The 23,457-nt window shown below is 67.1% G+C and carries 18 protein-coding genes; 1 reads left to right on the top strand and 17 read right to left on the bottom strand.

Annotated elements, in window-relative coordinates:
- Positions 1 to 166: 166 nt before the first annotated feature.
- The 3 genes from CXY78_RS14080 to CXY78_RS14090 are packed head-to-tail and all read right to left on the bottom strand — an operon-like array spanning position 167 to position 3,026.
- Positions 167 to 1,585: an NAD(P)(+) transhydrogenase (Re/Si-specific) subunit beta gene (locus CXY78_RS14080; RefSeq protein ID WP_104089891.1), complete on the bottom strand. Its 1,419-nt coding sequence runs from the start codon at positions 1,583 to 1,585 to the stop codon at positions 167 to 169.
- A gap of 2 nt (positions 1,586 to 1,587) precedes the next feature.
- Positions 1,588 to 1,908 (bottom strand): NAD(P) transhydrogenase subunit alpha, encoded by a 321-nt coding sequence (locus CXY78_RS14085; RefSeq protein WP_092338562.1) that lies wholly within the window; start codon positions 1,906 to 1,908, stop codon positions 1,588 to 1,590.
- Positions 1,909 to 1,910: 2 nt separating this feature from the next.
- On the bottom strand, positions 1,911 to 3,026 hold the full coding sequence (locus CXY78_RS14090) for an NAD(P) transhydrogenase subunit alpha (RefSeq protein WP_104089892.1): 1,116 nt from the start codon (positions 3,024 to 3,026) through the stop codon (positions 1,911 to 1,913).
- A 418-nt stretch (positions 3,027 to 3,444) separates the two neighbouring features.
- On the opposite strand from CXY78_RS14090, the gene CXY78_RS14095 reads away from it, so the two are divergent.
- A complete protein-coding gene (locus CXY78_RS14095; protein ID WP_104089894.1) occupies positions 3,445 to 4,767 on the top strand; it encodes an MATE family efflux transporter in 1,323 nt (440 codons plus the stop codon).
- A 55-nt stretch (positions 4,768 to 4,822) separates the two neighbouring features.
- On the opposite strand, the gene CXY78_RS14100 is transcribed toward CXY78_RS14095, so the two are convergent.
- The 14 genes from CXY78_RS14100 to CXY78_RS14165 form a co-directional block, all read right to left on the bottom strand.
- Complete coding sequence (locus tag CXY78_RS14100) at positions 4,823 to 6,274, bottom strand: amino acid permease (RefSeq protein ID WP_104089896.1); 1,452 nt, start codon at positions 6,272 to 6,274, stop codon at positions 4,823 to 4,825.
- Positions 6,275 to 6,411: 137 nt separating this feature from the next.
- The gene (locus tag CXY78_RS14105; RefSeq protein WP_199182623.1) at positions 6,412 to 7,893 is read right to left on the bottom strand and encodes an aldehyde dehydrogenase family protein; all 1,482 of its coding nucleotides are present in this window, start codon (positions 7,891 to 7,893) and stop codon (positions 6,412 to 6,414) included.
- Positions 7,890 to 8,573: an HD domain-containing protein gene (locus CXY78_RS14110; protein ID WP_092338554.1), complete on the bottom strand. Its 684-nt coding sequence runs from the start codon at positions 8,571 to 8,573 to the stop codon at positions 7,890 to 7,892. Before CXY78_RS14110 ends, CXY78_RS14105 begins: the two co-directional genes overlap by 4 nt.
- Before the next feature lie 4 nt (positions 8,574 to 8,577).
- A complete protein-coding gene (locus tag CXY78_RS14115) occupies positions 8,578 to 9,876 on the bottom strand; it encodes an NAD(P)/FAD-dependent oxidoreductase (protein ID WP_092338551.1) in 1,299 nt (432 codons plus the stop codon).
- A 2-nt stretch (positions 9,877 to 9,878) separates the two neighbouring features.
- Positions 9,879 to 10,190, bottom strand: a complete 312-nt coding sequence (locus CXY78_RS14120) for a 2Fe-2S iron-sulfur cluster-binding protein (RefSeq protein ID WP_092338549.1) — start codon at positions 10,188 to 10,190, stop codon at positions 9,879 to 9,881.
- Between the two features lie 10 nt (positions 10,191 to 10,200).
- On the bottom strand, positions 10,201 to 10,992 hold the full coding sequence (locus tag CXY78_RS14125) for an SDR family NAD(P)-dependent oxidoreductase (RefSeq protein WP_092338547.1): 792 nt from the start codon (positions 10,990 to 10,992) through the stop codon (positions 10,201 to 10,203).
- On the bottom strand, positions 10,985 to 12,886 hold the full coding sequence (locus tag CXY78_RS14130; RefSeq protein WP_104089897.1) for a PEP-utilizing enzyme: 1,902 nt from the start codon (positions 12,884 to 12,886) through the stop codon (positions 10,985 to 10,987). Before CXY78_RS14130 ends, CXY78_RS14125 begins: the two co-directional genes overlap by 8 nt.
- Before the next feature lie 67 nt (positions 12,887 to 12,953).
- Positions 12,954 to 14,054, bottom strand: a complete 1,101-nt coding sequence (locus CXY78_RS14135) for a PEP/pyruvate-binding domain-containing protein (RefSeq protein WP_092338543.1) — start codon at positions 14,052 to 14,054, stop codon at positions 12,954 to 12,956.
- Complete coding sequence (locus CXY78_RS14140; protein ID WP_233206199.1) at positions 14,051 to 15,376, bottom strand: cytochrome P450; 1,326 nt, start codon at positions 15,374 to 15,376, stop codon at positions 14,051 to 14,053. The genes CXY78_RS14135 and CXY78_RS14140 overlap by 4 nt, the downstream gene beginning before the upstream one ends.
- A 104-nt stretch (positions 15,377 to 15,480) precedes the next feature.
- Positions 15,481 to 16,287, bottom strand: a complete 807-nt coding sequence (locus CXY78_RS14145; RefSeq protein WP_092338541.1) for an IclR family transcriptional regulator — start codon at positions 16,285 to 16,287, stop codon at positions 15,481 to 15,483.
- A 204-nt stretch (positions 16,288 to 16,491) separates the two neighbouring features.
- Complete coding sequence (locus tag CXY78_RS14150) at positions 16,492 to 18,429, bottom strand: HNH endonuclease signature motif containing protein (RefSeq protein ID WP_104089899.1); 1,938 nt, start codon at positions 18,427 to 18,429, stop codon at positions 16,492 to 16,494.
- 935 nt (positions 18,430 to 19,364) lie between these two features.
- Positions 19,365 to 20,672: an ABC transporter ATP-binding protein gene (locus CXY78_RS14155; protein WP_092338537.1), complete on the bottom strand. Its 1,308-nt coding sequence runs from the start codon at positions 20,670 to 20,672 to the stop codon at positions 19,365 to 19,367.
- On the bottom strand, positions 20,672 to 22,243 hold the full coding sequence (locus tag CXY78_RS14160) for an iron ABC transporter permease (protein ID WP_104089900.1): 1,572 nt from the start codon (positions 22,241 to 22,243) through the stop codon (positions 20,672 to 20,674). The genes CXY78_RS14155 and CXY78_RS14160 overlap by 1 nt, the downstream gene beginning before the upstream one ends.
- Before the next feature lie 132 nt (positions 22,244 to 22,375).
- On the bottom strand, positions 22,376 to 23,407 hold the full coding sequence (locus CXY78_RS14165; protein ID WP_104089902.1) for an extracellular solute-binding protein: 1,032 nt from the start codon (positions 23,405 to 23,407) through the stop codon (positions 22,376 to 22,378).
- Between the last annotated feature and the right edge of the window lie 50 nt (positions 23,408 to 23,457).

The following is a 23,457-nucleotide window of genomic DNA, read 5'->3' on the forward strand; positions in this document are numbered from 1 at the left end:
CATGTCGGAGCCGGCCACGCACCCTCTGGTCCCTAGACCGATCACGCGACACCGGCCACCCGGCGAGGCTTACCGCAACCGGGTAGCGCGCACCCGATACGGGTGGGCGCTACGGTAACGGGCGTAGCGACCACCGGTATCAGGCGCGGTCGTGCAACAAGAACGCTTACAGCGCCTTGAGCTCCTCGGTCACCTGGGCAACGGACTTCTTGGCGTCGCCGAAGAGCATGGTGGTGTTGGTCGCGAAGAACAGAGGGTTTTCGATGCCGGCGAAGCCCGAGCTCATCGAGCGTTTGAGCACGATCACCGACCGGGACTCGGTCACGTTCAGCACGGGCATGCCGAAGATGGGCGAGTTGGGGTCGTTGCGGGCCGCGGGGTTGGTGACATCGTTGGCGCCGATGACGATGGTGACGTCCGTGCGTGAGAACTCGCCGTTGATGTCGTCCATTTCCTTCATGGCGTCGTAGGAGACGTCGGCCTCGGCGAGGAGCACGTTCATGTGCCCCGGCATACGTCCGGCCACCGGGTGGATGGCGTACTTGACCTCGATGCCGCGGGCTTCGAGCACCTTGGCCATGTCTTTCACGGCGTGCTGGGCCTGGGCCACAGCCAGGCCGTAGCCGGGCACGACGATGACCTGGTTGGCGTAGGCGAGCTTGATCGCGGCATCCGCTGCTGAAGTGGACTTCGCGTGCTGGTCACCGGTGCTGGTTGCCGCAACGCCCGTGGAACCGCCGCCGAAGCCGCCGGCCACGATGGAAAGGATCGACCGGTTCATGGCCTTGGCCATGAGGTTGGTGAGGATCGTGCCCGACGCCCCGACGATCATACCGGCGACGATCATCGCGATGTTGTTCAGCGCGAGCCCGGCCGCTGCCGCCGAGAGACCGGTGAGCGCGTTGAGCAGGGAGATGACGACCGGCATGTCGGCGCCGCCGATCGGGAGCACGGTCATGACCCCGAGGATGCCGGCCAGGATCAGGATTACGCCGAACCAGATCGGATCTGCGCCGGTACTGGCCGAGCCGATCCCGACGATGACGGCCGCGAGCACGGAGCCGAGGAACAGGATCGCGTTGAGCGGCTGCTGCAGGCGGCCGACCGAGAGCGGATGCCCGGGCAAAATCTGCTGCAGTTTCATGAACGCCACGATCGAGCCCCAGAACGACAAGGAACCGATGATGGCCGCGAACAGGGAGGCGATGACGAGCGGAAGCACCGGGCCGGACGCGACGCGCAGGCCGGTGAAGCCGTCGCTTTCGATGAACTCGCCCCAAGCGATGAGGGCGACTGTTCCGCCGCCGACGCCGTTGAACAGGGCGACGAGCTGCGGCACCGCCGTCATCTTCACCTTGCGGGCGGGCGGGATGCCGACGATCACTCCCACCACGAGGGCGGCGATGATCACCAGCCAGCTGCTGGTTTCGCGGATGTGGATCAGGGTCGCGATGAATGCGACGCCCATGCCGGCCGCGGCGATCTTGTTGCCGCGCACGGCAGACCGGGGCGCGGTCAGCCCCGACAGCCCGAGAATGAACATGGCGAAGGCGACGATATAGAGGGCGTAGACGAGGATATCCATGGTCAGTTCTTCCCGTCGGTCGCGCCGCTGGTGGGGCGGGTTTTGAACATGGCGAGCATTCGGTCGGTCACGACGAAGCCGCCGATGACGTTGACGGTTCCGAACACGATCGCCACGAAGGAGATGATCTGCAGCGGAATGCTGGGGTTGTGCGCGGTGCCGAGAACGACCAGGGCGCCGAGCACGACGATGCCGTGGATGGCATTGGTGCCCGACATGAGCGGGGTGTGCAGGGTGTTGGGCACCTTGGAGATCACGGCGAAGCCGATGAAGCCCGAGAGTACGAGAATGGCGATATTCGCCAAAAAGCCGGTGTAGTCCATGGTCAGATCCTGTTCGAGACTGAAACGCGCGTGACGCAGGAGAGCGCCACCACGTCGTCGGAATAGTCCGGGTCGAGTCGGCCGTCACGCACGAGCAACTCGAGCAGCGCGGTGAGGTTCTTCGAGTACAGCTCGCTCGCATGCTCGGGCATTGTCGAGGGCAGGTTGAGCGGGGACGCAATCGTGACACCATTGATGACCACGGTCTCGCCGGGAACTGTGACCTCGCAGTTGCCGCCGGTCTCGCCGGCCATGTCGATGACGACACTGCCCGGTTTCATACCGTGCACGGCCGCGGCGGTCACGAGCCGCGGCGCCGGACGCCCCGGAACAAGCGCGGTGGTGATCACGACATCGAAAGTAGAAATCGCAGTCTCGAGGGCGGTCTGCTGCTGGGCGCGCTCCTCGGCGGTAAGTTCGCGGGCATAGCCGCCGTCACCGGCCGCATCAATGCCAACGTCGAGCCACTGGGCTCCGACCGAACGCACCTGGTCGGCGACCTCCGGACGCACGTCATAGCCGGTGGCACGGCCGCCGAGCCTTTTGGCGGTCGCGAGCGCCTGCAGCCCCGCAACGCCGACACCGAGCACGAGCACGCTGGCCGGCTTGACCGTGCCCGCCGCGGTGGTGAGCATCGGGAAGAACCTGGTCGAGAGGGATGCCGCCAGGATGACGGACTTGTAGCCGGCGACGTTCGCCTGCGACGACAAGGCGTCCATGACCTGAGCCCGGGAGATGCGCGGGATCGCCTCGACCGCGTAACCGACGATGCCCGCGTTCTGCAGGGCGGCGATCTTGTTCTTGGTGTTTCGCGGTGCGAGGAACCCGATCAGCGTCGAGCCCGCCGTCAGCCGAGCGATCTCGGTGTCGGTGGGCGGAGCGACCTTGAGCACGATGTCCGCGCTCCAGGCGTCACCTATGGTGGCGCCGGCTGCGAGGTAGAGGTCGTCACCCATGAGGGCCTCCGCCCCCGCGCCGGACTCGACGACAACGTCAAGTCCCTTCGCAATGAGGGAGGCCACGGCGCGCGGCACGAGGGCGACGCGCCGCTCATCCGCCCCGCTCTCGCGGACGACGCCGATGCTCGGTGCCTCCTGGTGTGTTTGGTTATCAGGCACGGTGGAGCCTTTCGAAGCGGATGTTGGCACACTCGTCTGTGAGGCGGCAATCACCCTTGCGGATGGAAGGGGCACCTTGGGCCGGAATTGGTGTTGCCGGCGCAGCAGAGCGTGCCCGAAGCGTCCACGGTCGGCAGAAGCTTCTGCCACGAACCTATCCGGATGGGGCCAGCGATAGGCCGAATTCGCGTTCATCATTAGTGAAAGATTCGGCATTCTTAACAATTCCGCACGATGCTTGGCCTGACTGGAGCCGCCTTCGCACGGTGAGCCGTCGGCATCCGTTGTGCATTATTGGCATTCTTGGAAGCGGCCAGCGGATGACCGCGCCCGATACGGTAACGGGCATAGCGAGCACCGATATCGGGCGCGGCCGCGGGGGCGCGTGGTGCCGCCGTAGAGTCGAACCATCAACATTCTGCGGGCCCAGCCCATTGACCGGGACATTCTGCGCCTCGCCGTGCCCGCGCTCGGCGCCCTCGTGGCCGAACCGCTGTTTCTGCTGGCCGATTCGGCCATGGTCGGGCACCTCGGCACCACCCCGCTGGCCGGACTCGGCCTGGCCAGCGCGGTGCTGCAGACCATCATCGGCCTCATGGTCTTTCTGGCCTATAGCACCACCCCGGCGGTGGCCCGATGGCTCGGTGCCGGCGACACGCGCCGGGCCGTCTCGGTCGGCATCGACGGGCTCTGGCTCGCCCTCGGCCTCGGCGTCGTGCTCGCGGCCTTCGGCCTGCTCGCCACCCCGGCGCTGGTCGGCGCGTTCGGCGCCGAAACGACCGTGACAGCGGATGCCGCCACCTACCTCGGCATCTCCATGTTCGGCTTGCCCGCCATGCTGCTGGTGTTCGCGGCCACCGGACTGCTGCGCGGCCTGCAAGACACCCGCACCCCGCTCTACGTGGCCGGGATCGGTTTCGGCGCGAATATCGCGCTCAATTACGTGTTCATCTACCTGTTCGGCTGGGGCATCGCCGGCTCTGCCGTGGGCACCGTCGTGGCGCAGTGGGGCATGGTCGCCGTGTACCTCGTCGTGGTCGCCAGGCATGCCCGGCGCCACAGCGCGCCGCTACGTCCGCACCGAAAAGGCATGTTGATCGGCGTCCGAAGCGGCGGCTGGCTGTTCCTGCGCACCCTGAGCCTGCGCGCCGCCATGCTGCTCGCCGTGTTCGTTGCCGCCCAGCTCGGCTCCCCCGAACTCGCCGCTTTTCAGATCGCAATGACCCTGTTCGCGACGCTCGCCTTCGCCCTCGACGCCCTCGCGATCGCCGCCCAGGCCCTCGTCGGGCGCGGCCTCGGCGCCGGGGATGTGGCTCAGGTTCGCGCGGTGCTCCGCCGCTGCCTGGAGTGGGGCGTACTCGCCGGCCTCGTGCTCGCTGTCGTCGTCATCGGCACGAGCGGCGTGCTCGGGCATGCGTTCACCAATGCCTCAGCCGTGATTTCCCTGCTGCCACTGACCCTGATCGTGCTGGGGGCGTCCGTTCCCCTCGGCGCGGTCGTATTCGTGCTCGACGGCGTGCTGATCGGAGCCGGCGATGCCCGCTATCTGGCACTGACCGGGCTGGTCAACCTCGCCGTGTTCGTGCCACTCGCCGGCGCGGTACTCGCCTGGGCGCCGGCGGGCGAGGCCGGGCTCGCGCTGCTCATGGCGGCGTTCGCGCTCGGCTACCTCGGTGCCCGCGCCGTGACACTGTCACTGCGAGCCCGCAGTATGGCCTGGATGGTCGTCGGCGCGCGCTGATCAGCTGAGCAGATGCGGTGCCGCATCCGTATCCGTTGCCGTTGCCGGTGCGTGGCTAGTGCGGATCGACCGGATGCTCAATGTAGCGCGGGCTCTTCGGGTTCATGACCGAGTTGCGGCGACCATAGAAGAAGTAGATGACCAGACCGATGACAAGCCAGATGCCGAAGCGCAGCCAGGTCTCCCAGTGCAGCTGCGTGATGAGGAAGGCAGAGGCGAGCACCCCGAACACGGGTACCCAGGGCATGAAAGGCAGCCTGAAGGTGCGCGGAACATCGGGGCGGGTGCGTCGCAGCACGATCACGGCGACGCAGACCACAACGAAGGCGGCAAGAATCCCGATGTTGGTGAGGTCTGCAATCAAACGGATCGGGAAGACCCCGGCCAGTACGGCCGCGGCCAGGCCGGCGATCCAAGTCACGCGGGCGGGGGTTCCCCTTTTATCGGTGCCGGAGAACCATTTCGGCAGCAAGCCATCGCGGCTCATCGAGAACCAGACCCGACTGACGCCGAGCAGGAAGGTCAGCATGACGGTGAGGATCGAGATGACAGCGAAGGCCGAGAGCACGGTCGCGACGACTGGAAGCCCAACGGACTGGAACGCGACGGCAAAGGCGGCGGTCGGGTCGATATCCTGCCAATTCTGCATGCCAGTGAGCACGAGAGTGGCGAGCACGTAGAGCACCATGGCGATGGCGAGCGAGAGCAAAATTGCCTTCGGCATGTGCTTCTTGCCATCTTTGGCCTCTTCGGCGGCGGCACTCATGGCGTCATAGCCGAAGACGGCGAAGAAGACAGTGGCTGCGCCGGTGAAGACCGCGCCGAACCCGTTCGGCAAGAATGGAACGTAATTCTGGGTGTTGATGTAGAAGAACCCCAGCGCGATGATGGCGAGGATCAACAGCACCTTGAGCCCTACGGCGACGAGCTCAAAGCGGCCGAAGGTCTGCGTTCCACGGCTGAGGATAAACGTCACGAGCACGCACACCACGATGGCGGGCAGGTTGATCAGGCCGCCGTCCAGGGTATCGGGGGTGCCCTGCATCCAGGTCGGAACGTCGATGCCGATGCCACTCATGAACTCGGTGAAGTACCCCGAGATGCCGATCGCGACGACGGAGACGATCGCGATGTACTCGAGCAGCAGATCCCAGCCGATGAACCAGCCGACGATCTCACCGAGGGCGACATAGCCGTAGGTGTACGCAGAGCCGGCGCGAGGAATCATTCCGGCGAACTCCGCGTAGCTGAGGGCCGCGGCGGCGCTCGCGAGTCCGGCGATCAAGAACGAGATAAGCACGGCCGGACCTGCGCCTTCGCCGTCCGGGCCGCCGTTCGCAACGAGTCCAGCGAGGGTGAAAATACCGATTCCAATGATGCCGCCGACGCCGATCGCGGTGAGCTGCCAGAGTCCGAGGCTCTTGAAGAGACCGTTCTTGGCGGCCTCATTGCCAATGTCGGTAATGGGTTTGCGCCTCATGACCGAATAGGGATTGCGCTCGTTCATCAGGCCTCCATTGGCTTGGCTACAACTGCATTAGGCGCGCGACCGAAACTTTATTTATTCCTAAGGGTGGCACATGCGCGAGCCGGCGCCGTGCGACTCGCTGAATGTGGGATTGTTCAGGTTTCCCGGTGTAGAGGTCAGCGGATGCGGCGGTGCACCGACTGCGGCACGAGATAGGCCTTCAGACCCTCCGGCCCGAACTCGGCGCCGAGGCCAGAATCGTGGCGCCCGGCGAACGGCGCCGCATGATTTGAGGCGAAGAAGCCGAGCCCCACCGAGCCGGTGTCGAGGCGCGAGGCGAGCGCGAACGCCCGGTCGGGGTCCGCGGAGAAGATCGTGCCGCCCAGCCCGAACGACGTGTTGTTGGCGAGCGCCACCCCCTCGTCGATCGAGGAGTAGCGCAGGATCGACAGCACCGGGCCGAAGATCTCCTCCCTGGCGATGCGCATGTCGGGCGTCACATCGGCGAACACCGTGGGCTTCACGAAGAATCCCTGATCAAAGTCGGATGGTACGTCGCCGCCGGTCGTTGCGCGGGCGCCTTCGGCCGCGCCGCTGCGCAGGTATTCGCGCACGGTCTGCTCCTGGGCGCGCGTGGCGGCCGGTCCGAAAACAGTGTCGGGCTGCATCGGATCGCCCTGTTTGGCGGCCGCGATGGTGGCGGTGACCATGTCGACGAGCTCGTCATAGCGCTCGGCCGGCGCGAGAATGCGGGTCGAGATGTAGCAGGTCTGCCCGGTGTTGCGCATGCAGGTGCGGATCAAAACTTTCGACAGCGCGTCGAGGTCGACGTCGGGCAGCACGAGCGCGGACGACTTTCCGCCCAGTTCGAGCGTGACCGGTCGCAGCAGTGTACCGCAGGCCCCGGCGATCGTGCGCCCGACCGGGGTCGACCCGGTGAAGGCCACCTTGTCGATGCCGGGGTGCTTCACCAGCGCGTCGCCGAACGAGCCGGGCCCGGTGACGAGGTTGATCACCCCGGGCGGAATGCCCGCGGCCACAGCTGCATCGACAATGAGCCGCACCGAGAGCGGGGTCGGCGAGGCCGGCTTGATCACGACGGTGCAGCCGGCCATCAGGGCCGGGGCGAGCTTGGCGACAACGAGGTTGATCGGAAAGTTCCACGGCGCGATCAGCGCACAGACGCCGATCGGGTCCTGCCGCACCACGGTCTCGCCCGACCCGTCGGGAAACGGGCGAACGTCCGGCGTTTCGAGCAGGCCGGCGAGCGAGGCGAAGTAGCGAAAGATCGAGGCGGCGTTGCCGGCGGCCCGGCTGGATTCCGCGACCGGCGACCCGTTCTCCCAGGTGTTGGTGTGCGAGATCGCCTCGGCGCGCTTCTCGACCTCGTCGGCCAGCCGCAGCAGAAAGCCAGCGCGGTCTGTGGGAGTCAGGGCACGCCATCCGCTGAAGGCATGACGCGCAGCCGCGACCGCCCGGTCAAGATCGGCGGCGGATGCCTGCGGCACCGACCCCCAGACCTCTTCCGTTGCCGGGTTGGTCACCAGGGTTCGACCGGTGCCGGTGGCCGGCGTCCAGTCGCCGTCAATGAACAGGTCGTCGGTGTGCCGGTAGGGCAGGTTGGCGGTCACCGGCTGAGCGTCAACCAGGCTGGTCACGCGCCGCTCCCGTCGAGGGCGGGCGCGTCGACGCCGCTGGCAAGGACATCCGTTTGCAGCAGGGCCTCGGCACGTTCGAGTTCGGCGAGCGCCATCTCATGAGCGGCCGCGGTGATCAGCTCGGGGATGATATCGGTGCGCAGGCGCCGGCAGTAAGCGGATGGCTCCTGGCCGAACCAACCCGAGGCGAGCGCGATTCCGGTGGTGGTGAAGCGCCACAGGCGGTCGGCGTCGCGCACCAGGGAATCCTCGATCGAATAGCTCTCCGGGCGGGTGTCGTGCCCGTCGATGATGTCGGTGACGCGGGCCACGAAGTCCAGGTCGTAGCCGAGGGCCGGCAGCACCTCGCGGGCGATCTCGCAGCCCTTGATCTCGTGCTCGTAGCGGATGTCCGCCTGCCGCCAGTTGGCGCCGAACCCCTCGGAGATGATTTTGGTCTCGTCCACCCGGGCCCAGCCGGTGTCATGCAGCAGGATGGCCACGCGCACTACGAGGGCATCCGCTTCGGGGTAGGCCAGGCAGAGACGCTCGGCGAACGCGAACGAGATGGGGATGTGGATGTCGTTCGAGCGTGAGCGCATTTCCGGCCGCACGGCCCTCCAGAGGGCGTTGAGGTCGATGGAGGTCACGCCGGCCGCGATGGGCGAGGTGTCGACGAGTTCTTCGGTCTGCAGTGTCATGGGGTCACTTTCCGATCAAAACGGGCACGGCAGGAAGGAACAGTTTCTTGAGCGGCAGCGACAGGTCGTCGGCGCGGTCTGCCGGCAGGTGCTGCCCCGAGTGCAGCATGGCGCGCACGGCGATGAAGTCGAGCGGCCGGTTCACGCAGTCGGCGGCGATGAGTTGCCCGGCGCGGTAGTACAGCACCGAGAACTTCTCCGTCTCGGGGTCACCGCGCAGTATGATCTGGTCGTGGCCGCCACTGAGGCCGGCGATCTGCAGTTTGAGGTCGGCCTGGTCGCTCCAGAACCACGGCACGGTGGAGTATTCGGCGGGCAGACCGAGCAGCGTCGCGGCGGCGACCTTGGCCTGTTCGACCGCGTTCTGCACGCTTTCCAGGCGCAGGCGCGGGATGCCGCCGGGCGTCAGCGAGGGGTTTGGCAGGTTGGCGCAGTCTCCCGCGGCGACGGTGAGGCCGTCGGAGCAGAGCGCGCTCGCGTCGACGACGACGCCGTTGTCGATGACGAGCCCGAGCTGTTCGGCGAGTTCGGTGCGTGGGATGACGCCGACGCCAATGAGTACGACGTCGGACGGGATCACGTCGCCGGAGCCCAGTTCAACCCCGGTCACCCGATCGTGCTGGCCGAGAAAGCGAACGACCTGGGCGTTCAACACCACCCGGGTGCCGCGCCGCCGATGCGCCGCGAGGTAGAACGCGCTCGTCGCTTCGGAGACGGCTCGGCCGACGAGTCGGGGAGCCGCCTCCAGCACGGTCACGGTCTTGCCTGCGGCGCGGACTCCGGCCGCTACCTCGAGGCCGATGAACCCGCCGCCGACCACGACCACGTCGGAAGCTGTGGCCAGTCTCTGTTCGAGCAGGGCGGCATCCGTTGCGGTGCGCAGGTAGCTGACGCCTTCGAGTTCGCTGCCCTCGAACGGAATCTGGCGCGGAACGGCGCCCGTGGTGAGCGCGAGCCGGGCGAATTCGAAACGGCGACCGGATTCGGCCGTGGCGACCCCGCCGGTCGCATCACGCTCGATCGACACGATGCGTTCCCGCGTGACAAGTTCAATGTTGTGCTCGGAGTAGAACTCGTGGGTGCGAAAGGTGAGCGAATCGGCCGTGGCCTCGCCCTTGAGGAACGCTTTCGACAGCGGCGGCCGCTGGTACGGCGCGTGCGGTTCTTCGCCGACGAGCACGATGGGCTCGGTGTCGCCGAGCTCGCGCAGGCTCGAGGCGAGCTGCACGCCGGCCTGGCAGGCGCCAATAATAAGAGTGCCTCGCGCTTGTGATGCGTGAGCGGATGTTCCGGTGCCGGTCATCGCTACACCTGCGTTTCGGGGGTGGTCACGCGAATATCGACGTCGCTCAGCTTGAGCTGGCAGGAGAGCCGGGAGTTAGCCTCGCGGTCGACGGCGGTGCCGTCGAGCATGTCGTCTTCGAGGTCTTCCATTGGAGGGAAGACGCTGTCGGCGCAGACGAAGACGTGGCAGGTGGCGCAGGAGAGGCTGCCGCCGCACTCGGCGACGATGCCGGGAACACCGTTGCGCACGGCGGTCTCCATGACAGAGTCGCCGGCGAATCCCGCGACGGCCGTTTCACTGCCGGCGGCGGATATGTAGGTTACGGAAGGCATTCTTATCTCCTTACAGAAACTGTCGGCCACCGTCGACCACGAGGGTCTGGCCGGTGATGTAGCGGGAGCCGGGGCCGGCCAAAAACAGGGCGGCCCCAACGATGTCGGCGGGCTCACTGGCCCGTTTGATCGAACCGCGGTCGACGCCGTACTCGGCGGCTCCCTCGATCAGGCCGTAGCTGGCCTCGGTGAGGGTGAAGCCGGGAGCGATCGCGTTCACGGTGATATTGCGGTCGCCGAGCTCCTTGGCGAGCACCCGGGTGAGGGCAATCACGCCGCCCTTCGACGCCACGTAGTGCGCCCACTGGGCGGATCCGCTGAGCACGGTCGCGCTCGACAGGTTGATCACCGCGGCTCCGTCGGCCAGGTAGGGGGAACAGGCGCGGGTGACCAGCCACGGGCCCTTGAGGTTCACGGCCATCACGCGATCCCACTCGTCCACGTCGATCTCCTCGAAGGGCGACCGGGTGATGGTGGCGTAGATCGCCGCGTTGTTGATGATGACGTCGATCTTGCCGTCGCTCGCGAAGGCTGAGGCATCCGCTGCGAGCTGGGTGACGGAGCCCAGCTGCGTCACGTTGGCCTGGAGGGCGAGGGCGGTGCCGCCGGCCGCTTCAAGGAGCGCCACGGTCTGCTGCGCGCCCTCCAAGTTGGTGTCAGCGACGACCACCCGGTCGCCCTGGGCTGCGAAGCCCAGGGCAAAGGCACGGCCCAGCCCGCCGGCGGCGCCGGTGATCAGCACCGTTCTCGCGCCCGCACTAGGAACGCGAGTGGCGGGCTGGTCCGTGCGCGGATCAGGCATGGCTGCCTTCGAGTGCGTCTTCCAGCTGGATCGCCGCGTCGCCGGCCAGGCTCAGGTCGTGCGCGTGGTCCTCAGCAACATGATCAAGCACGATGGTCACAGTTCCGTTATTGCCGTCGACACGCAGCCACTGCCCGGTCACGATCTGCGACGAGGCTGTGCCGGTTCCGGTGACGGCCGGCATGCCGTATTCCCGGCAGACGATGGCCGCGTGGCTCATCATGCCGCCGATGTCGGTGACCGTGGCACGAATCTTGCCGAAGATCGGACCCCACGACGGTGCTGTCACGGGGGCGACGAGAATGTCGCCCTCCTGCACCTCGGAGAGCTGGTCCGAGCTGCTAATGACGCGGGCCGGCCCTTCGGCCACACCACTCGAGGCCGCCATACCGCGGAACTCTCCCTCTGGCGCGTCGGAATCGCCGAGCCAGTTTTTGATCTGGTCGCTCGTGATGCCCCAGAGCATGAGGGTGAACGGTTCCGTAATGACGGCCGGCGGGGTGTTGAGGGCTGGCTGCGGGCGCTGCTGCTGCAGGGCATCCACTATGACGCGGCGACGCTCGACCTCCTCGGGCCAGTACGACGGGCCGATCGCGGGTGCGCCGACCGCCCAACCGGTGACGTAGTCGAACAGGGCCTCGCGCACCTCGTCGCGGCGGAGGAAGAACATCCCGTCGGCCGTTGGCCAGAAGCCCTGCTCCTGCAGCATCGCTGAGAGCTGGCGGGCCTTGCGCCAGAACACGCCCATGGTCCAGTGCTCGATGTAGAAGTTGTGGTTCTCGACGTAGGGGTAGACCTGGCGGGCCAGGCCGAGCTTGCCCTCGAACGCGGCGAGCTGTTCGGCGGTGAGCAGCTCCGAGTACTCCTCGGTGATGCGGTCGCGCTCGGCGACCAGCTCGGCGACCGGGCGGTCGATGGTCTGGCCAGCCTGCAACCGCCCAATGTAGTCGCTGATGTAGCCGAGCGGAAGTTCGAGGTGGTCCATCCAGTACTTGTCGTGGGCGTAGAAACCGTTGCCGACGGTGAAGTTGAACCACGGGTCCTTGGCCTCGTCGAAGGCGGCGATCCAGGCGGCACCGCCGGTGGCGGCCGCAATGCCAGCGAGGGTCTGTTCCGGGTTCGCGGTGTTGCCGAACAGGACGGTCAGGCCCAGTTCGATGGCCAGCTTGGCGAGCTTCTTGAGCTCGTCGTCGGGTCGGAACAGTTCCATATCGACGCCCTGCACCATCTTGGCGACGGCCTGGTCGGGAATGCCTGGGAAGACCTCCTTGCAGAAGCTGAAGAAGTCGAGGTAGGCCACATAGCCGAGATTGAGAAACTCGAAGTGGTACTGCCAGGCGCGGTAGGTGAGCGCGATCAGCGCGTCGTACTGGGCGAGCAGGTCGTTGTTCGGGCCGGTGCCCTTGCCGCTCGTGACGTCATCGATGTCGACCTTGTCGGGAAGGGCGTCGAAGTTCAGTGCGCCGAGCTCGTCGATGGTGCCGCGAATCTTGCCCTGCCACTGCTCGAGCAGGGTCTCCCAGTTCTGAAAGTAGTGGCCGGCCCGCGCCATGAACTCGGGCACGCGGGGGGCGATCTCCGCCTCGGGCACGCCCACCGGCGACATGAAGACGTAGCCGTTGTGAATGCGAAACTCAATGCCGTTCGCCGGCGGAATGAGCAGGTGCCGGGTGTTGTACTGGCCGAGGCACGACACGGCGAACTCGAAACCGATGGTCTCGAACGGCTTGGTCACGGTGGGCCAGTGCTGGCTGTCGCAGAACCAGAACTTGGCCTCTTCGACCTCGCGGCGGTTCTCTTGGAACACCAGGTTGTAGGCGTACAGCTCTTTCCAGCCCTCGGCGCCCTGGGCCGGGGCCTGGTCATAGGGGCTGGGAAATGACTTCTCTGTCATAAGAAAACCGTTCTCGAAGGTGGTGCGCGGGTGAAATGACTTTCCAAGCGGATGGCGCAGGTCGGGTTTATATCGTTGGTTTGCCGGCCTGCACCAGAAGTGATCGGGTGATGCTCTCGATGCCGTACCCGGCGGTGGAGGCGACGGCAACGGCATCCGTTCGCGTATCTGAACTGCGCGAAGAATGCACGGTCTCGGGGCGGGACTGCAGCAGCAATAGGTTTTGGCCATCGGGCAGGTCGCGGTCGAGGGCCCACTCGATGTCCTGCGGGCATTTGAAGTGCTTCTCGGCCTTCTTGGCGATGGTCGCGATGGCGGTGATCTCGGTCTCGCTGATCGAGAGCACCCCGCGGCGAGCGGCCGACACCTCGAGTTCGACCAGTGCCCCGTTGGCCGCATCGGGCACGAGCTCGGCGTGCTTATCGCCGATCACGCGCTTGACGACCATGAGCATGATCTTGTCGACGGTGACGTTGTCGGGGGTGACCAGGCCGGAGACGACCAATTCGCCGAGGCCGTAGGAGGCCTCCATGACGATCTTGGAGCGGTCGCCGGTGGTCGGATCCATGGTGATGGCGACGCCGGCAGCGCGGGCGTTGACCATCTTCTGCACGGCGACGGCCATGGAGAGGCCCTCGCCGGGGATGTTGTTCTTGAGCCGGTAGGTGATCGCGCGGGAGGTGAACAGTGAGGCCCAGCAGCGACGGATGTGCTCGGTGACGTCGTCGATACCGTTCAGCCATAGATAGGTGTCCTGCTGGCCGGCGAAGCTCGCGTCTGGCAGGTCCTCGGCGGTCGCGGAGGAGCGCACGGCCACCGGAACCGGTTCGCTGAACCGCGCCTGAAGTGCGTGGTAGGCGGCAACGAAGTCGGCGCGCACGGCGGCGGGCACCGGGCGGCTCTCGATCTCGTAGCGCAGCTGGGCCGAGACCCGATCGACCTCGGCCACGTCGTCGGCGTCGAGGCTGGCCAGCATCGAGTGGATGTCCTGTTCGATCCCGGCGGCGGCGATGAACGCGTCGTAGGAGGCGGTGGTGATGGCGAAGCCGGGCGGCACCGGCATGCCGGCCTGGGTGAGGGCGACCAGCGAGGCGCACTTGCCGCCGAGCAGGTCGTGGCGGGGAGCATCCGTGCCGTCGAAAAACTGAATGTACGGTGTGGTGGTCATTTATTTTCTCCCCAGGTGACGGGCACCGAGGTGGGCGCCCTGAACGACAGGTTGTCTCCGAACTCGATCTTTTCGGCGTCGATCAGGCGCAGCCCCGGTGCCGCTTTGAGGGTCTCTTCGACGACGATTTTGTCTTGCATCTTGGCGAGCATGTTGCCGAGGCAATAGTGGATGCCAAAGCCGAACGACAGGTGGTTGCGGGCATTGACCCGGTTGATGTCGAAGGTTTCTGGCTGCTCGAAGGTGCCGGGGTCGCGGTTGGCCGAGCCCATCAGCAAGAGGATGTTCGACCCGGCCGGAATCTTTACGCCGCCGATCTCGGTGTCTTCGAGTGCCTTGCGCCGCCAGCCGACGATGCTCGGGGAGAAGCGCAGCGTCTCGTCGATCGCGGTCGGGATGCGGCTCGGGTCGTCGATCAGCTTCTGCCACTCGGCGGGGTGGGCGAGCAGTTCGCGGATGGTATTCGAGATCAGTGTTGTCGTGGTCTCGTGGCCGGCAAAGAGCAGGCTGTAACAGACCGAGGCGATCTCGTGGTCGGAGATCTCGGAGCCGGTGGACTGCGCCTGCACGAGGTCGAAGACGAGGTTGTCGCCGTTTTCGTTGTTCTCGAGTTGGTCGTGGGCGTTCTTCACGAGGCGCAGGCACTCGGTCCAGTAGTCCACGAGGTTGTGCGCGTGCGGAATTTGCTCGTCGTCCGTCAGGTCGCCCCAGGTCATGGCGGCGCGGGAGTCGGACCACTTCTTGTAGGTCGCGACCATCTCGGGGCCGACGCCGAGCAGTCCGAGGATGGTGATGGTGGGGATGTCCACCGCGACGTCTTTGAGGAAGTCGCCGCGGGCATCCGGGTGAGACAGCATTTGCGTGAGCAGGCGTGCCGTGTTCTCGCGAATGGTGGGTTCGAGCTTCTTGTAGCGGCGCGGCGTGAATTCCTTCTGCACGATGGCGCGCATGCGGGTGTGCTCCGGGGGGATGCGGGCACTCAGGCCGGAGTAGGCGGTGAAGCCGCCATCGTTCATGATCGTGGTGGCCGCTGCGCCGCGGGGCCGCACCGGGGCCTGGGCATTCTCGCTGCTGAAGACCTGCCAGTTGTCGAAGGTGGCCTTGACGTCGTCGTAGCGGGACACGATGAAGTAGCCGAGCTCCTCATCGAACATGACCGGTTCGTTCTCGCGCAGGGCGGCGTAGGAGGGGAACGGGTCAGTCATCGCGAAGGGGGCATAGCCGTGGTTCTTCGTTGGGACACCGTGTTCTGAGGCACCGTGCGCGACCGGGCATTGGCCGGTCGCGGCGGCCGGATGGGCGAGGGCGAATTGCGCGGTCACGATGGCTCCTTGGTTTGCTTTTCTCAACTTTGAGGTCGACGAGATCTATCTAAGACGCGGCAGTAGCTTCGATCACCGGAGTGTCCCACTGGATGGAAGTGGCTTCACGGCTGAGTGGGTTTCGCCACGCTGGCCGGCAGGCGCAGGGTGGCCGGTGGCAGGTGCGCGATTCCGGCTTGGATGCGCTGCGCCGTGCCCTGCAGAACCGGCAGGTAGCGCTCCAGCTGGTGCGCCCGCGAGGTGGGCAGCACAATGCCGAGCGCCCCGAAAATCTTGCCCGGCGCCTGAAACACCGGCACCGCGAGCGAGCACGAGCCCTGTCGTACTTCTTCGGAGGCGAGGGCGAAACCGATTTCGCTAATCTTGCCGAGCTCCCGGCGCAGCTCGGCCGGATCGGTCTTGGTCAGCGGCGTGCGGCGCACGAGTTCGCCGTCGAGCACGGCGTTCTGCACCCATTCCTCTTCAAAGGCCAGAATGGCCCGGCCCACCGCGGTGGCGTGCAGCGGCAGACGACCGCCGACCCGGCTGGCCTGCGGCACGCGCCGGCTGCCATAGACCCGGTCGATGTAGAGCACCTCGGCGCCGTCGCGAATGGCGAGGTGTACGGTCTCCTGGGTCAAGCCGAACAGGTCCTGCAGGTAGGGCCGGGCCACATCCCGCAGTTTGCGGCCGGCGTGCTGGCCGAGTTCCCAGAGGCGCAGGCCGATTTGGTAGCGGCCCTGGGCATCCCGCTGCACGGCGCCCCAGGTCTCGAGCTCGCCGAGCAGGCGGTGTGCGGTGCTCTGCGGCAGCCCGCTCTCGCGGCTGATCTCCGATAACGACCGAGCGGATGCGCTGTGTTCGAACGCCGCCAGAATGCTCAGCACCCGGCTGGTCACCGACTGCCCGGGGGCGTTCGTGTGGCCGGCCATGGTGCCTCGTTTCAAGTTTTTTGCGCGCTTTCATCGCGCTGGCAGGCTCACTCTAGTCAGCGGCGCTGTGTGGGCGCGAGGGTCGAAGGTCCCCCGTTCGGGGCTTCGGCTAGGCTGCTGGGTCACTGTGGCGGATTGCGGCACGCGCGCCCGTGCCCGTGCCCTGCCAGCGCTGCGTCGGGTGCGCTGCCCGTGCGACGGGCGCTACTTTTCCCAGGTGGGTTTCTCCGCGGGGGTGGCGGCGCGATTCTGGCCGGCGGGGCGCCAGATTTGGGTGGGGTCGAAGGCGAGGGGTCCGCGGATCCACGGGCGGCCGCCGCGCATCTGAATGTCCCAGCCGGATGTTTCGATACTGCTGTGGGCGGCGTTGCAGAGCAGCACGGCGTTATCGATATCGGTGAGGCCGCCCTGGCTCCACGGTGTGACGTGGTGGGCTTGGGTGAAGTGGGGCGGCACGGTGCAGCCAGGGATGACACAACCACCGTCCCGAGCCGCCAGGGCTCGGCGTTGTGTAGCGGTGAAGAATCGATTGCTGCGGCCGAGGTGCAGGATGGTGCCGGTGTGGCCGAACAGCACGGGCTGGTAGCCGCCGGCGCAGATCAACTCATCGACCTGGCCGGGGCTGAGCGGGCCGTCGATGCCGTCAATCCAGCCGGCACCGCGGCCGGCGAGGAGGTCGGTGATGTTGATGTGCACGAGCACGGTCGGGGCGGCTCCGCCCATCGTCGGGGTGCCCGGGTGTCGGGCGGCGGCTTCAAACACGGCGCGGAGGATGCCGGCCTGCTTCTCACTACGGGAGCGGATGTCGTCGGGCTGCTGCGGACACGGACTGAGCGCAGCGGGATTGAGCGGGTCGGGCGGGTCGGGATTGAGCGGGTCGGGCGGGTCGGAGCCCCGTTCGACTCCTGCCTTGCCCGGCACGCAGGCTTCCCCTGCTCGGCCCGACGTGTTCACCGCGGTGCTGGTTCCCTTCGGTGGTGTGCCGCAGTTGTCGTGCCCATCGTGCTCGGTTTCACGGAACTCGACCCGGGCACACGGTGTCACATCGGGCGCCAGGGTGGCGTCGACGACTCGGGCGGTGTCGGGGGAGGGAGTGTCGGTGGCACCGGGGACCGGGTTCGCCGCTGCGGCGGAGAGATACGTGTCGAAGACGTTGCCGATGATGGCCCGGTCCAGGGTGGTGAACCAGCCGTTGAGGCTGTAGCCGCCGTTGGCCAGGGTGCCGAAGGTGAGCCAGCTGCGCCGCTCGGTCGGGGTCTCGCCGGGCGCCGAACCGTCGGGGGCGAGGCGTGCTTTCCACTGGATGCCCTGCTGCCGCAACAACTCCGGCGAGAACGCTATCCCCGCCCCCGGCAGCCTCTCAGTCTCCGGGGTGATCGCACCGGACCCACTCGCGACGAGGGAGCGTTCGACCCGGTCGAGGTCTGGGGCCAGCACCTCGGAGCGGAGCCCGTCGAGCACCTGAACGATCACCCGCGCCTGCTCCACCCCGAGCGCCCCGCCCTGCAGTGCGTCACCGAGAACAGGATAGGTGGCGGTGAGGGGGCGGCCGAGGAGCATCCGCTGGCCAACTTTCTCACCGAGCGTGGCCCGCTGCCGTACTTCACTGCGGGAGATGCGGGCGAGGGTGCAGACCAGCTCGGCCCCGCTGCGACAGCCCAGCCGCCGCGCCAGTGTCGGCGCCGCCAGCGCTGCCGCACCGCCGGCCACGCTCGAAACCACTGCCGAAGCTGGCGCAGCACTGTCCGGCGTCACGGAATCCGCGCCAGAATTCTCCCCGCCAGCATTCCCCGCACCAGCAGTCTCGGCACCGGCATTCCGCGCGCTGGCATTCTGGGTGGCGGCGCTCCGATCAACCCCAGCCTGGGCAACCGCAGCCTGGGCGGCAGCCTGTGCGGCAGCCTGGGCGGCCGCAGCGTCAAAGTACTCGGAGCGGCGCAGTACGTCGGTTGTGGAGAGCACTCGGGCACCGTCGACGACCCGGCCCACGCTCTCCAGTGCGAGCAGCATGCTCAACGACTCTTCATCGCCGAGCAGCCCGAACGACACCCCGTCCAACGCGTCCAGAAGAATGCCCCGTGCCTGTTCGACCGCCTCGATAACGGGGTTCGAACGGGTCTCACTCGGGTTCTCCATGAACATGGGCGCCAGTGCCTCCTTCTCGGCAATTCTACCGCAAATCGAACACAAAAGCGAGTAAAACTCAGAAGCGCATCGCGGACACACTTCACGAAAACATCCCCGTCGTCCCTTGCAGCGGCGCAGTAGCTAGTGAGTGCGCCGCTGACTACTCGTCACGAATCCTCGTAGCCTCGTGACGCCCTTACGTAATTTCGAAGAAATGATCGATTTCCAGTCCTAAAAGCGCGAGATCAGCAACCGACGGCGCGATACGTGCTCGGGTTACGCCAGCGGATAGGCAAGGGCGCTCTGGCGCACACCGGGGTTCCGTCGGCGGGAACGGATGCTACGCCCACGTCGCTCAAATTTGGCGTGCGCATCCAGCCCGCCGGCCATGGAGCCTCGTTTCGAGTTTTTTCGCGCCGCTTCGGGTGCGAGCAAGCTCACTCTAGTGAGCGGAGGCAGGGCGGCGGGAGGGTCGAAATGCATCGACCACGCCTAATGTGTCGATACCCATTTGCCTCGTCTGTAGTTTAAGGAGTCTGAGTCAAAAGACGAAGTTTCTCGGTACGGGTGCCGTTGCATTCCTTGCACGGTCATTGCTAGGTTGCACGCCCACAGGAGCCGTGGACCAAACCGCTGCCAGTGAGCTGGTCGGCGAAGCCGGTGCGGCGGGAGTCTGCCAGATTGACGGTGGCTCTACTTGGCGCGGTCAATTCATCGCACCGTTCTCTACTACCGGACCCATGACCTCCTTTTCCTCGACCACACTGCTGACGATGCCGAGTGGGGGCGGAGACATGACGGTGTCTTGCGCCGGAAATACTGCGACCCAGGTACTTCAGGTCGCCATATCGGCGCTCCGATTTGATTCAATCGTGTCGACCCTTTATTTCCCGGCCGCCTGACCCTGGGTCTACCAGCCGCCTCCGCAGGCCGGTTCTTTGCACAGTGAGCTACGCGAGCGGGTAGGCGAGGGCGTTCTGGCGCACGCCCAGGGTGACCCGGTCGCCGACGCGCGGCAGGTCGGGGGCAGCGACGCGGGCGCGCACGACGAGGCCGCCCGGGAGGGTGAAACTCACCAGGGCGTCGTGGCCGGCGTACGCGATGGCTGTGGTGACGGCATCCGTTTTCGAGTCGGCTGCGGGCTCGGCGAGGGTCAACCATTCGGGGCGAAGCAGCACGCGTACGCTCGGTCCGTCGGCGGGAGCGGATGCTGCGCCCACGTCGCTCGGTGCGCCCATCCAGTCCGCCGGGAGCGAGCCGAGCGCGCAGTCGACGCGGCCACCCCGCCAGATGCCGTCGAGCTCGACGGTGTCGCCGACGAACCCGGCGACCCAGGGGTCGACCGGGCGTTCGTAGACATCCGCTGGGGTGCCGAACTGCAAAATCTCGCCGCCGCGCATGACGGCCACGAAGTCGGCGAGCGAGAGCGCCTCTTCCTGGTCGTGGGTCACGAGCAGGCTCGTGTTGTGCTGGGCATGCAGCAGGGCCGCGACCTCGGTGCGCAGGGCCGAACGCAACAGCGGGTCGAGGGCCGCAAACGGTTCGTCGAGCAGCATGAGGTCGGGGCGGGGGGCCAGCGCTCGGGCCAGCGACACGCGTTGGGCCTGACCGCCGGAGAGCTGCGAGGGGGCACGGTCTACCAGGTCGGACAGGCCGACCAGGCTGGCGAGCTCAACGATGCGAGCGGCGCGGCTGTATTGGCGGCTGCGGTCGGGAGTGATCGGCGCCGGCGCGAGGTGGGTGTGCCCCGGTGTACCGGAGGCGGGGCCGCGCCCCGGCGCAGCAGGGACGGAACCCGGCCCGCCGATGAGCGGGCGGACGGGCGACGACGCCGGCCTTGCCCGGTTCGCACGCCCGCGCCGGGTGAAACCGGCGAACAGCCCGGCGACTCCCCCGGGAGCCTCGCCGGGTTCGCAATACAGGTCGTCGCTCTGCTTGGTGCGGGGCAGTCCGAAGCCGATGTTCTCGCCCACCGTGAGGTGCGGAAACAGCGAGGCGTCCTGCGGAACCCAACCCATTCCGCGTTTCTCCGGCGCGCGCTGCACGCCGGGGCCGGTGACGAGGCGTCCGCCAACCGTGATGGTGCCGGCGGTGACCGGCAACAAACCGGCGACCGCGCGCAGGAGGGTGGTCTTGCCGCATCCGCTCGGGCCGAGAACAGCGACGAGACTGCCGCGCGGTATGCGCAAACTGACGTCGTCGAGCACCCGCGTGTCACCGTAGGCGACGCGCAGCCCGTCGATCGCAACCCAGCCCATCAGTTCTCCCTTGCCGTACCGCGGATGCCGGAAAGCAGCATCGCGGGCACCATCGCCACGAGCACGAGCGCCGCCGCGTAGGGCGCTGCAGCGCCGAACTCGAACAGGGCCGTGCGACTCCACAACTCGGTGGCGAGCGTGGACGCGCCCGTCGGCCGCAGCAGCAGCGTCGCTGGCAATTCTTTCATGGCCGAGATAGCCACGAGCAGTGCACCGATCGCGATGCCGGGCAGCGCGAGGCGCGCGGTCACCCGCCACCAGGTCTGAAAGGGCGAGAGGCCGAGCATGCGCGACACGTCGCCGAGGCTCGCGGGCACCGCCGCGATCCCACTGCGCATGCTGCCGATGGCGCGCGGCATGAACAGAACGACGTAGGCGAAGACCAGCACAACGGAGGTTTGGTAGAACATTGGAACCGCGGCGAGCGCGAAGAACACGAGGGACAGGCCAACGACAATGCCGGGCAGGGCGTGGCCGAGAAAGCCGACGGCCTCGATCACGGCCACCAGGCGCCCCTGGTAACGGGCGGCGAGCGCGGCGATCGGCAGCGCGACGAACACGGCCACCACGGCGGCGGCGAGGGCGAGCCCCAGGGTCGCTCCGATGGCTTCGACCAGTCGTGGAACGTCGATGGCGCGCAGGGTTTCGGCTTCGAGCAGGCGGCTGAGCAAGCCGACCACCGGAACCACCACCCCGGCGATCGGTGCGGCGAGCAGCACCGCGGCGAAGAGCGGGCCCGTCTTGCCGGGGGCTCTGGCCGGCATGGTGCTGCGCCCGGGAATGCCGCCGACCTGACGGCGGCTGCGGCGTTCGCCGGCCACGACCACGAGCGCGAGCACGACAAGCACGAGGGCGAGCAGCGCGGCCTGGTTGCGGTCGAAACTCGCGCCGTAGGCGGCGTTGATTCCCCAGGTGAGCGTCTGAAACCGCAGCATCGAGACGAGTCCGAAGTCGCTCAGCGAGTAGAGGCAGACGAGCAGCGCCCCGGCGATCGCGGCCGGGCGAATCTGCGGCCAGGTCGCGGCCGCGAAGGCACGCAGCGGGCCGCGACCGAGCGTGCGGGCCACTGATTCCAGATCAGCGGATGCCCCGCGCAGCGCCGCCGCGACCGGCAGCGTCACGTAGGGGGTACAGACCATGGTCATGACGAACCAGCTGGCCCAGAACCCGTTGAGGTGCGGAAACCAGACCAGCCAGCCGTAGGCAGCCAGGTAACTCGGCACCGCGAGCGGCAGCGCCGAGGCCAGCAGCAGCGTGCGCTGAAACGGCAAGCGGATGCGCGTGAGAATCCAGGCGCAGATCGTGCCGAGCACGAGGCACGACAGGGTGACGGCCGCGGCGAGCAGCACCGTGTTGACCGTGAGCTGTAGCACCCTGGGGCGCACCAGGGTGTCGAGGAGGTCCGTGAGCCCCGCCTCAGTCGTGCGCACGACCAGGTAGACCAGCGGGATGGCAGCAGTCGCGGCGCACAGTGCGGCGAGCGCCAGCAGCCAGGGCGGCGCGCCGAAGTGGTACCGGGCGGGCGGGCGCGGCACGGCGGTTTCGGGCGGTGGAATGAGCAGCTCGGTCATGTGAGCGGCCCTGCGGGACGCGCGCTGAGCGGAGTGGGGGCATCCGCTGTGATGAGCAGTTGAGAGAAGGCGCTGGAGGGTAGGGCGCGGCTGCCGACCTGAGCCCGCACCCGCGCCTTCACTACTTCAATGCTAGATCAGGCCGTGCTTGCCGAGCAGGGCCTGGGTGTCTTCGAGGGTGTCGAGGTCGGCCAGATCGAGGTCGGGGTTGACCAGCGAGTCGAGCGCCGGCAGTCCGGCCGGGGCGTCGATGCCGGTGATCAGGGGGTACTCGTAGGTCTCGTCGACGAAGTACTGCTGCGCTTTGGCGCCCACGAGGTAGTCGATGAACTCGAGGGCGTCGGCATCGTCTGCTGCGCCGGCAAGCAGGCCGGCGCCGGTGACGTTGACGATGGATCCGGCGTCGCCGGCTTCGGGGTACGACAGCTGGGCGCGCATGTTGGCCTCGCCGGTTTCGGCGGCCTGGGCGAACCAGTAGTAGTGGTTAATGAGTCCGGCCTCGATGACCCCGTCGTTGACGGCGGCAAGGATAGCGCGGTTGTTGTCGAAGATGACCGGGTTGTTGGCGGCAACGGCCTTGACCCACTCGTCGGCGGCCTCTTCACCGTTCAGCACCCGGTAGGCGGTGACGAAGGCCTGGAAGCTCGCGTTGGTCGGCGCGATACCGAACTTTCCGGACCAGGCCGGGTCGGTGAACGCGTCAACGGATGTTGGCACGTCGGTTGCGGCGAGCGCTTCACTGTCGTAGGTGATCACGCGGGCACGGCCGGTGACGCCGACCCAGGTGTCGTCGGTCGAGGTGAAGCCGGCCGGAACGGCATCGGTCGTTGTTGCGGGCAGCGTCGCGAAGAGGTCGGCATTGGCGAGGGCGCCGAGCGCTCCGGCGTCCTGGGCGAGAAAGACCTGGGCGGGGGTGGCGTCGCCCTCTTCGAGCAGGAGTGCGCCGAGCTCGGCGGTGTTGCCGTAACGCACCTCGACGCTGATGCCGCTCTGCTCCTCGAACTGGTCGATGAGCGGCTGGATGAGCGCTTCGTCCCGACCCGAGTACAGGGTGAAGGCGCCGTCTGCGGTGCTTGCCGTCGACTCGGTGGCCTGCGTGCACCCGGCGAGGGCAAGAACGGTGGCGCCGGCAACGAGCGCGGCGACAGAGAGGGGGATGCGCATAGGACTCCAAGGACGGGGTTTTTGAACGACTAAGGTAAGGCTACGCTAAG

The organism is Cryobacterium sp. N19 (genome assembly GCF_002929595.1).
Lineage (GTDB): Bacteria > Actinomycetota > Actinomycetes > Actinomycetales > Microbacteriaceae > Cryobacterium > Cryobacterium flavum.

Bases quoted from the DNA above. Each gene is read 5' to 3' on its own strand.
- CXY78_RS14155 (WP_092338537.1), bottom strand. From the start codon at position 20,672: ATGGGCTGGGTTGCGATCGACGGGCTGCGCGTCGCCTACGGTGACACG.
- CXY78_RS14100 (WP_104089896.1), bottom strand. From the start codon at position 6,274: ATGAACGAGCGCAATCCCTATTCGGTCATGAGGCGCAAACCCATTACC.
- CXY78_RS14125 (WP_092338547.1), bottom strand. From the start codon at position 10,992: ATGCCTGATCCGCGCACGGACCAGCCCGCCACTCGCGTTCCTAGTGCG.
- CXY78_RS14120 (WP_092338549.1), bottom strand. From the start codon at position 10,190: ATGCCTTCCGTAACCTACATATCCGCCGCCGGCAGTGAAACGGCCGTC.
- CXY78_RS14085 (WP_092338562.1), bottom strand. From the start codon at position 1,908: ATGGACTACACCGGCTTTTTGGCGAATATCGCCATTCTCGTACTCTCG.
- CXY78_RS14110 (WP_092338554.1), bottom strand. From the start codon at position 8,573: ATGACACTGCAGACCGAAGAACTCGTCGACACCTCGCCCATCGCGGCC.
- CXY78_RS14150 (WP_104089899.1), bottom strand. From the start codon at position 18,429: ATGTTCATGGAGAACCCGAGTGAGACCCGTTCGAACCCCGTTATCGAG.
- CXY78_RS14080 (WP_104089891.1), bottom strand. From the start codon at position 1,585: ATGGATATCCTCGTCTACGCCCTCTATATCGTCGCCTTCGCCATGTTC.
- CXY78_RS14115 (WP_092338551.1), bottom strand. From the start codon at position 9,876: ATGACCGGCACCGGAACATCCGCTCACGCATCACAAGCGCGAGGCACT.
- CXY78_RS14160 (WP_104089900.1), bottom strand. From the start codon at position 22,243: ATGACCGAGCTGCTCATTCCACCGCCCGAAACCGCCGTGCCGCGCCCG.
- CXY78_RS14145 (WP_092338541.1), bottom strand. From the start codon at position 16,287: ATGGCCGGCCACACGAACGCCCCCGGGCAGTCGGTGACCAGCCGGGTG.
- CXY78_RS14135 (WP_092338543.1), bottom strand. From the start codon at position 14,054: ATGACCACCACACCGTACATTCAGTTTTTCGACGGCACGGATGCTCCC.
- CXY78_RS14165 (WP_104089902.1), bottom strand. From the start codon at position 23,407: ATGCGCATCCCCCTCTCTGTCGCCGCGCTCGTTGCCGGCGCCACCGTT.
- CXY78_RS14130 (WP_104089897.1), bottom strand. From the start codon at position 12,886: ATGACAGAGAAGTCATTTCCCAGCCCCTATGACCAGGCCCCGGCCCAG.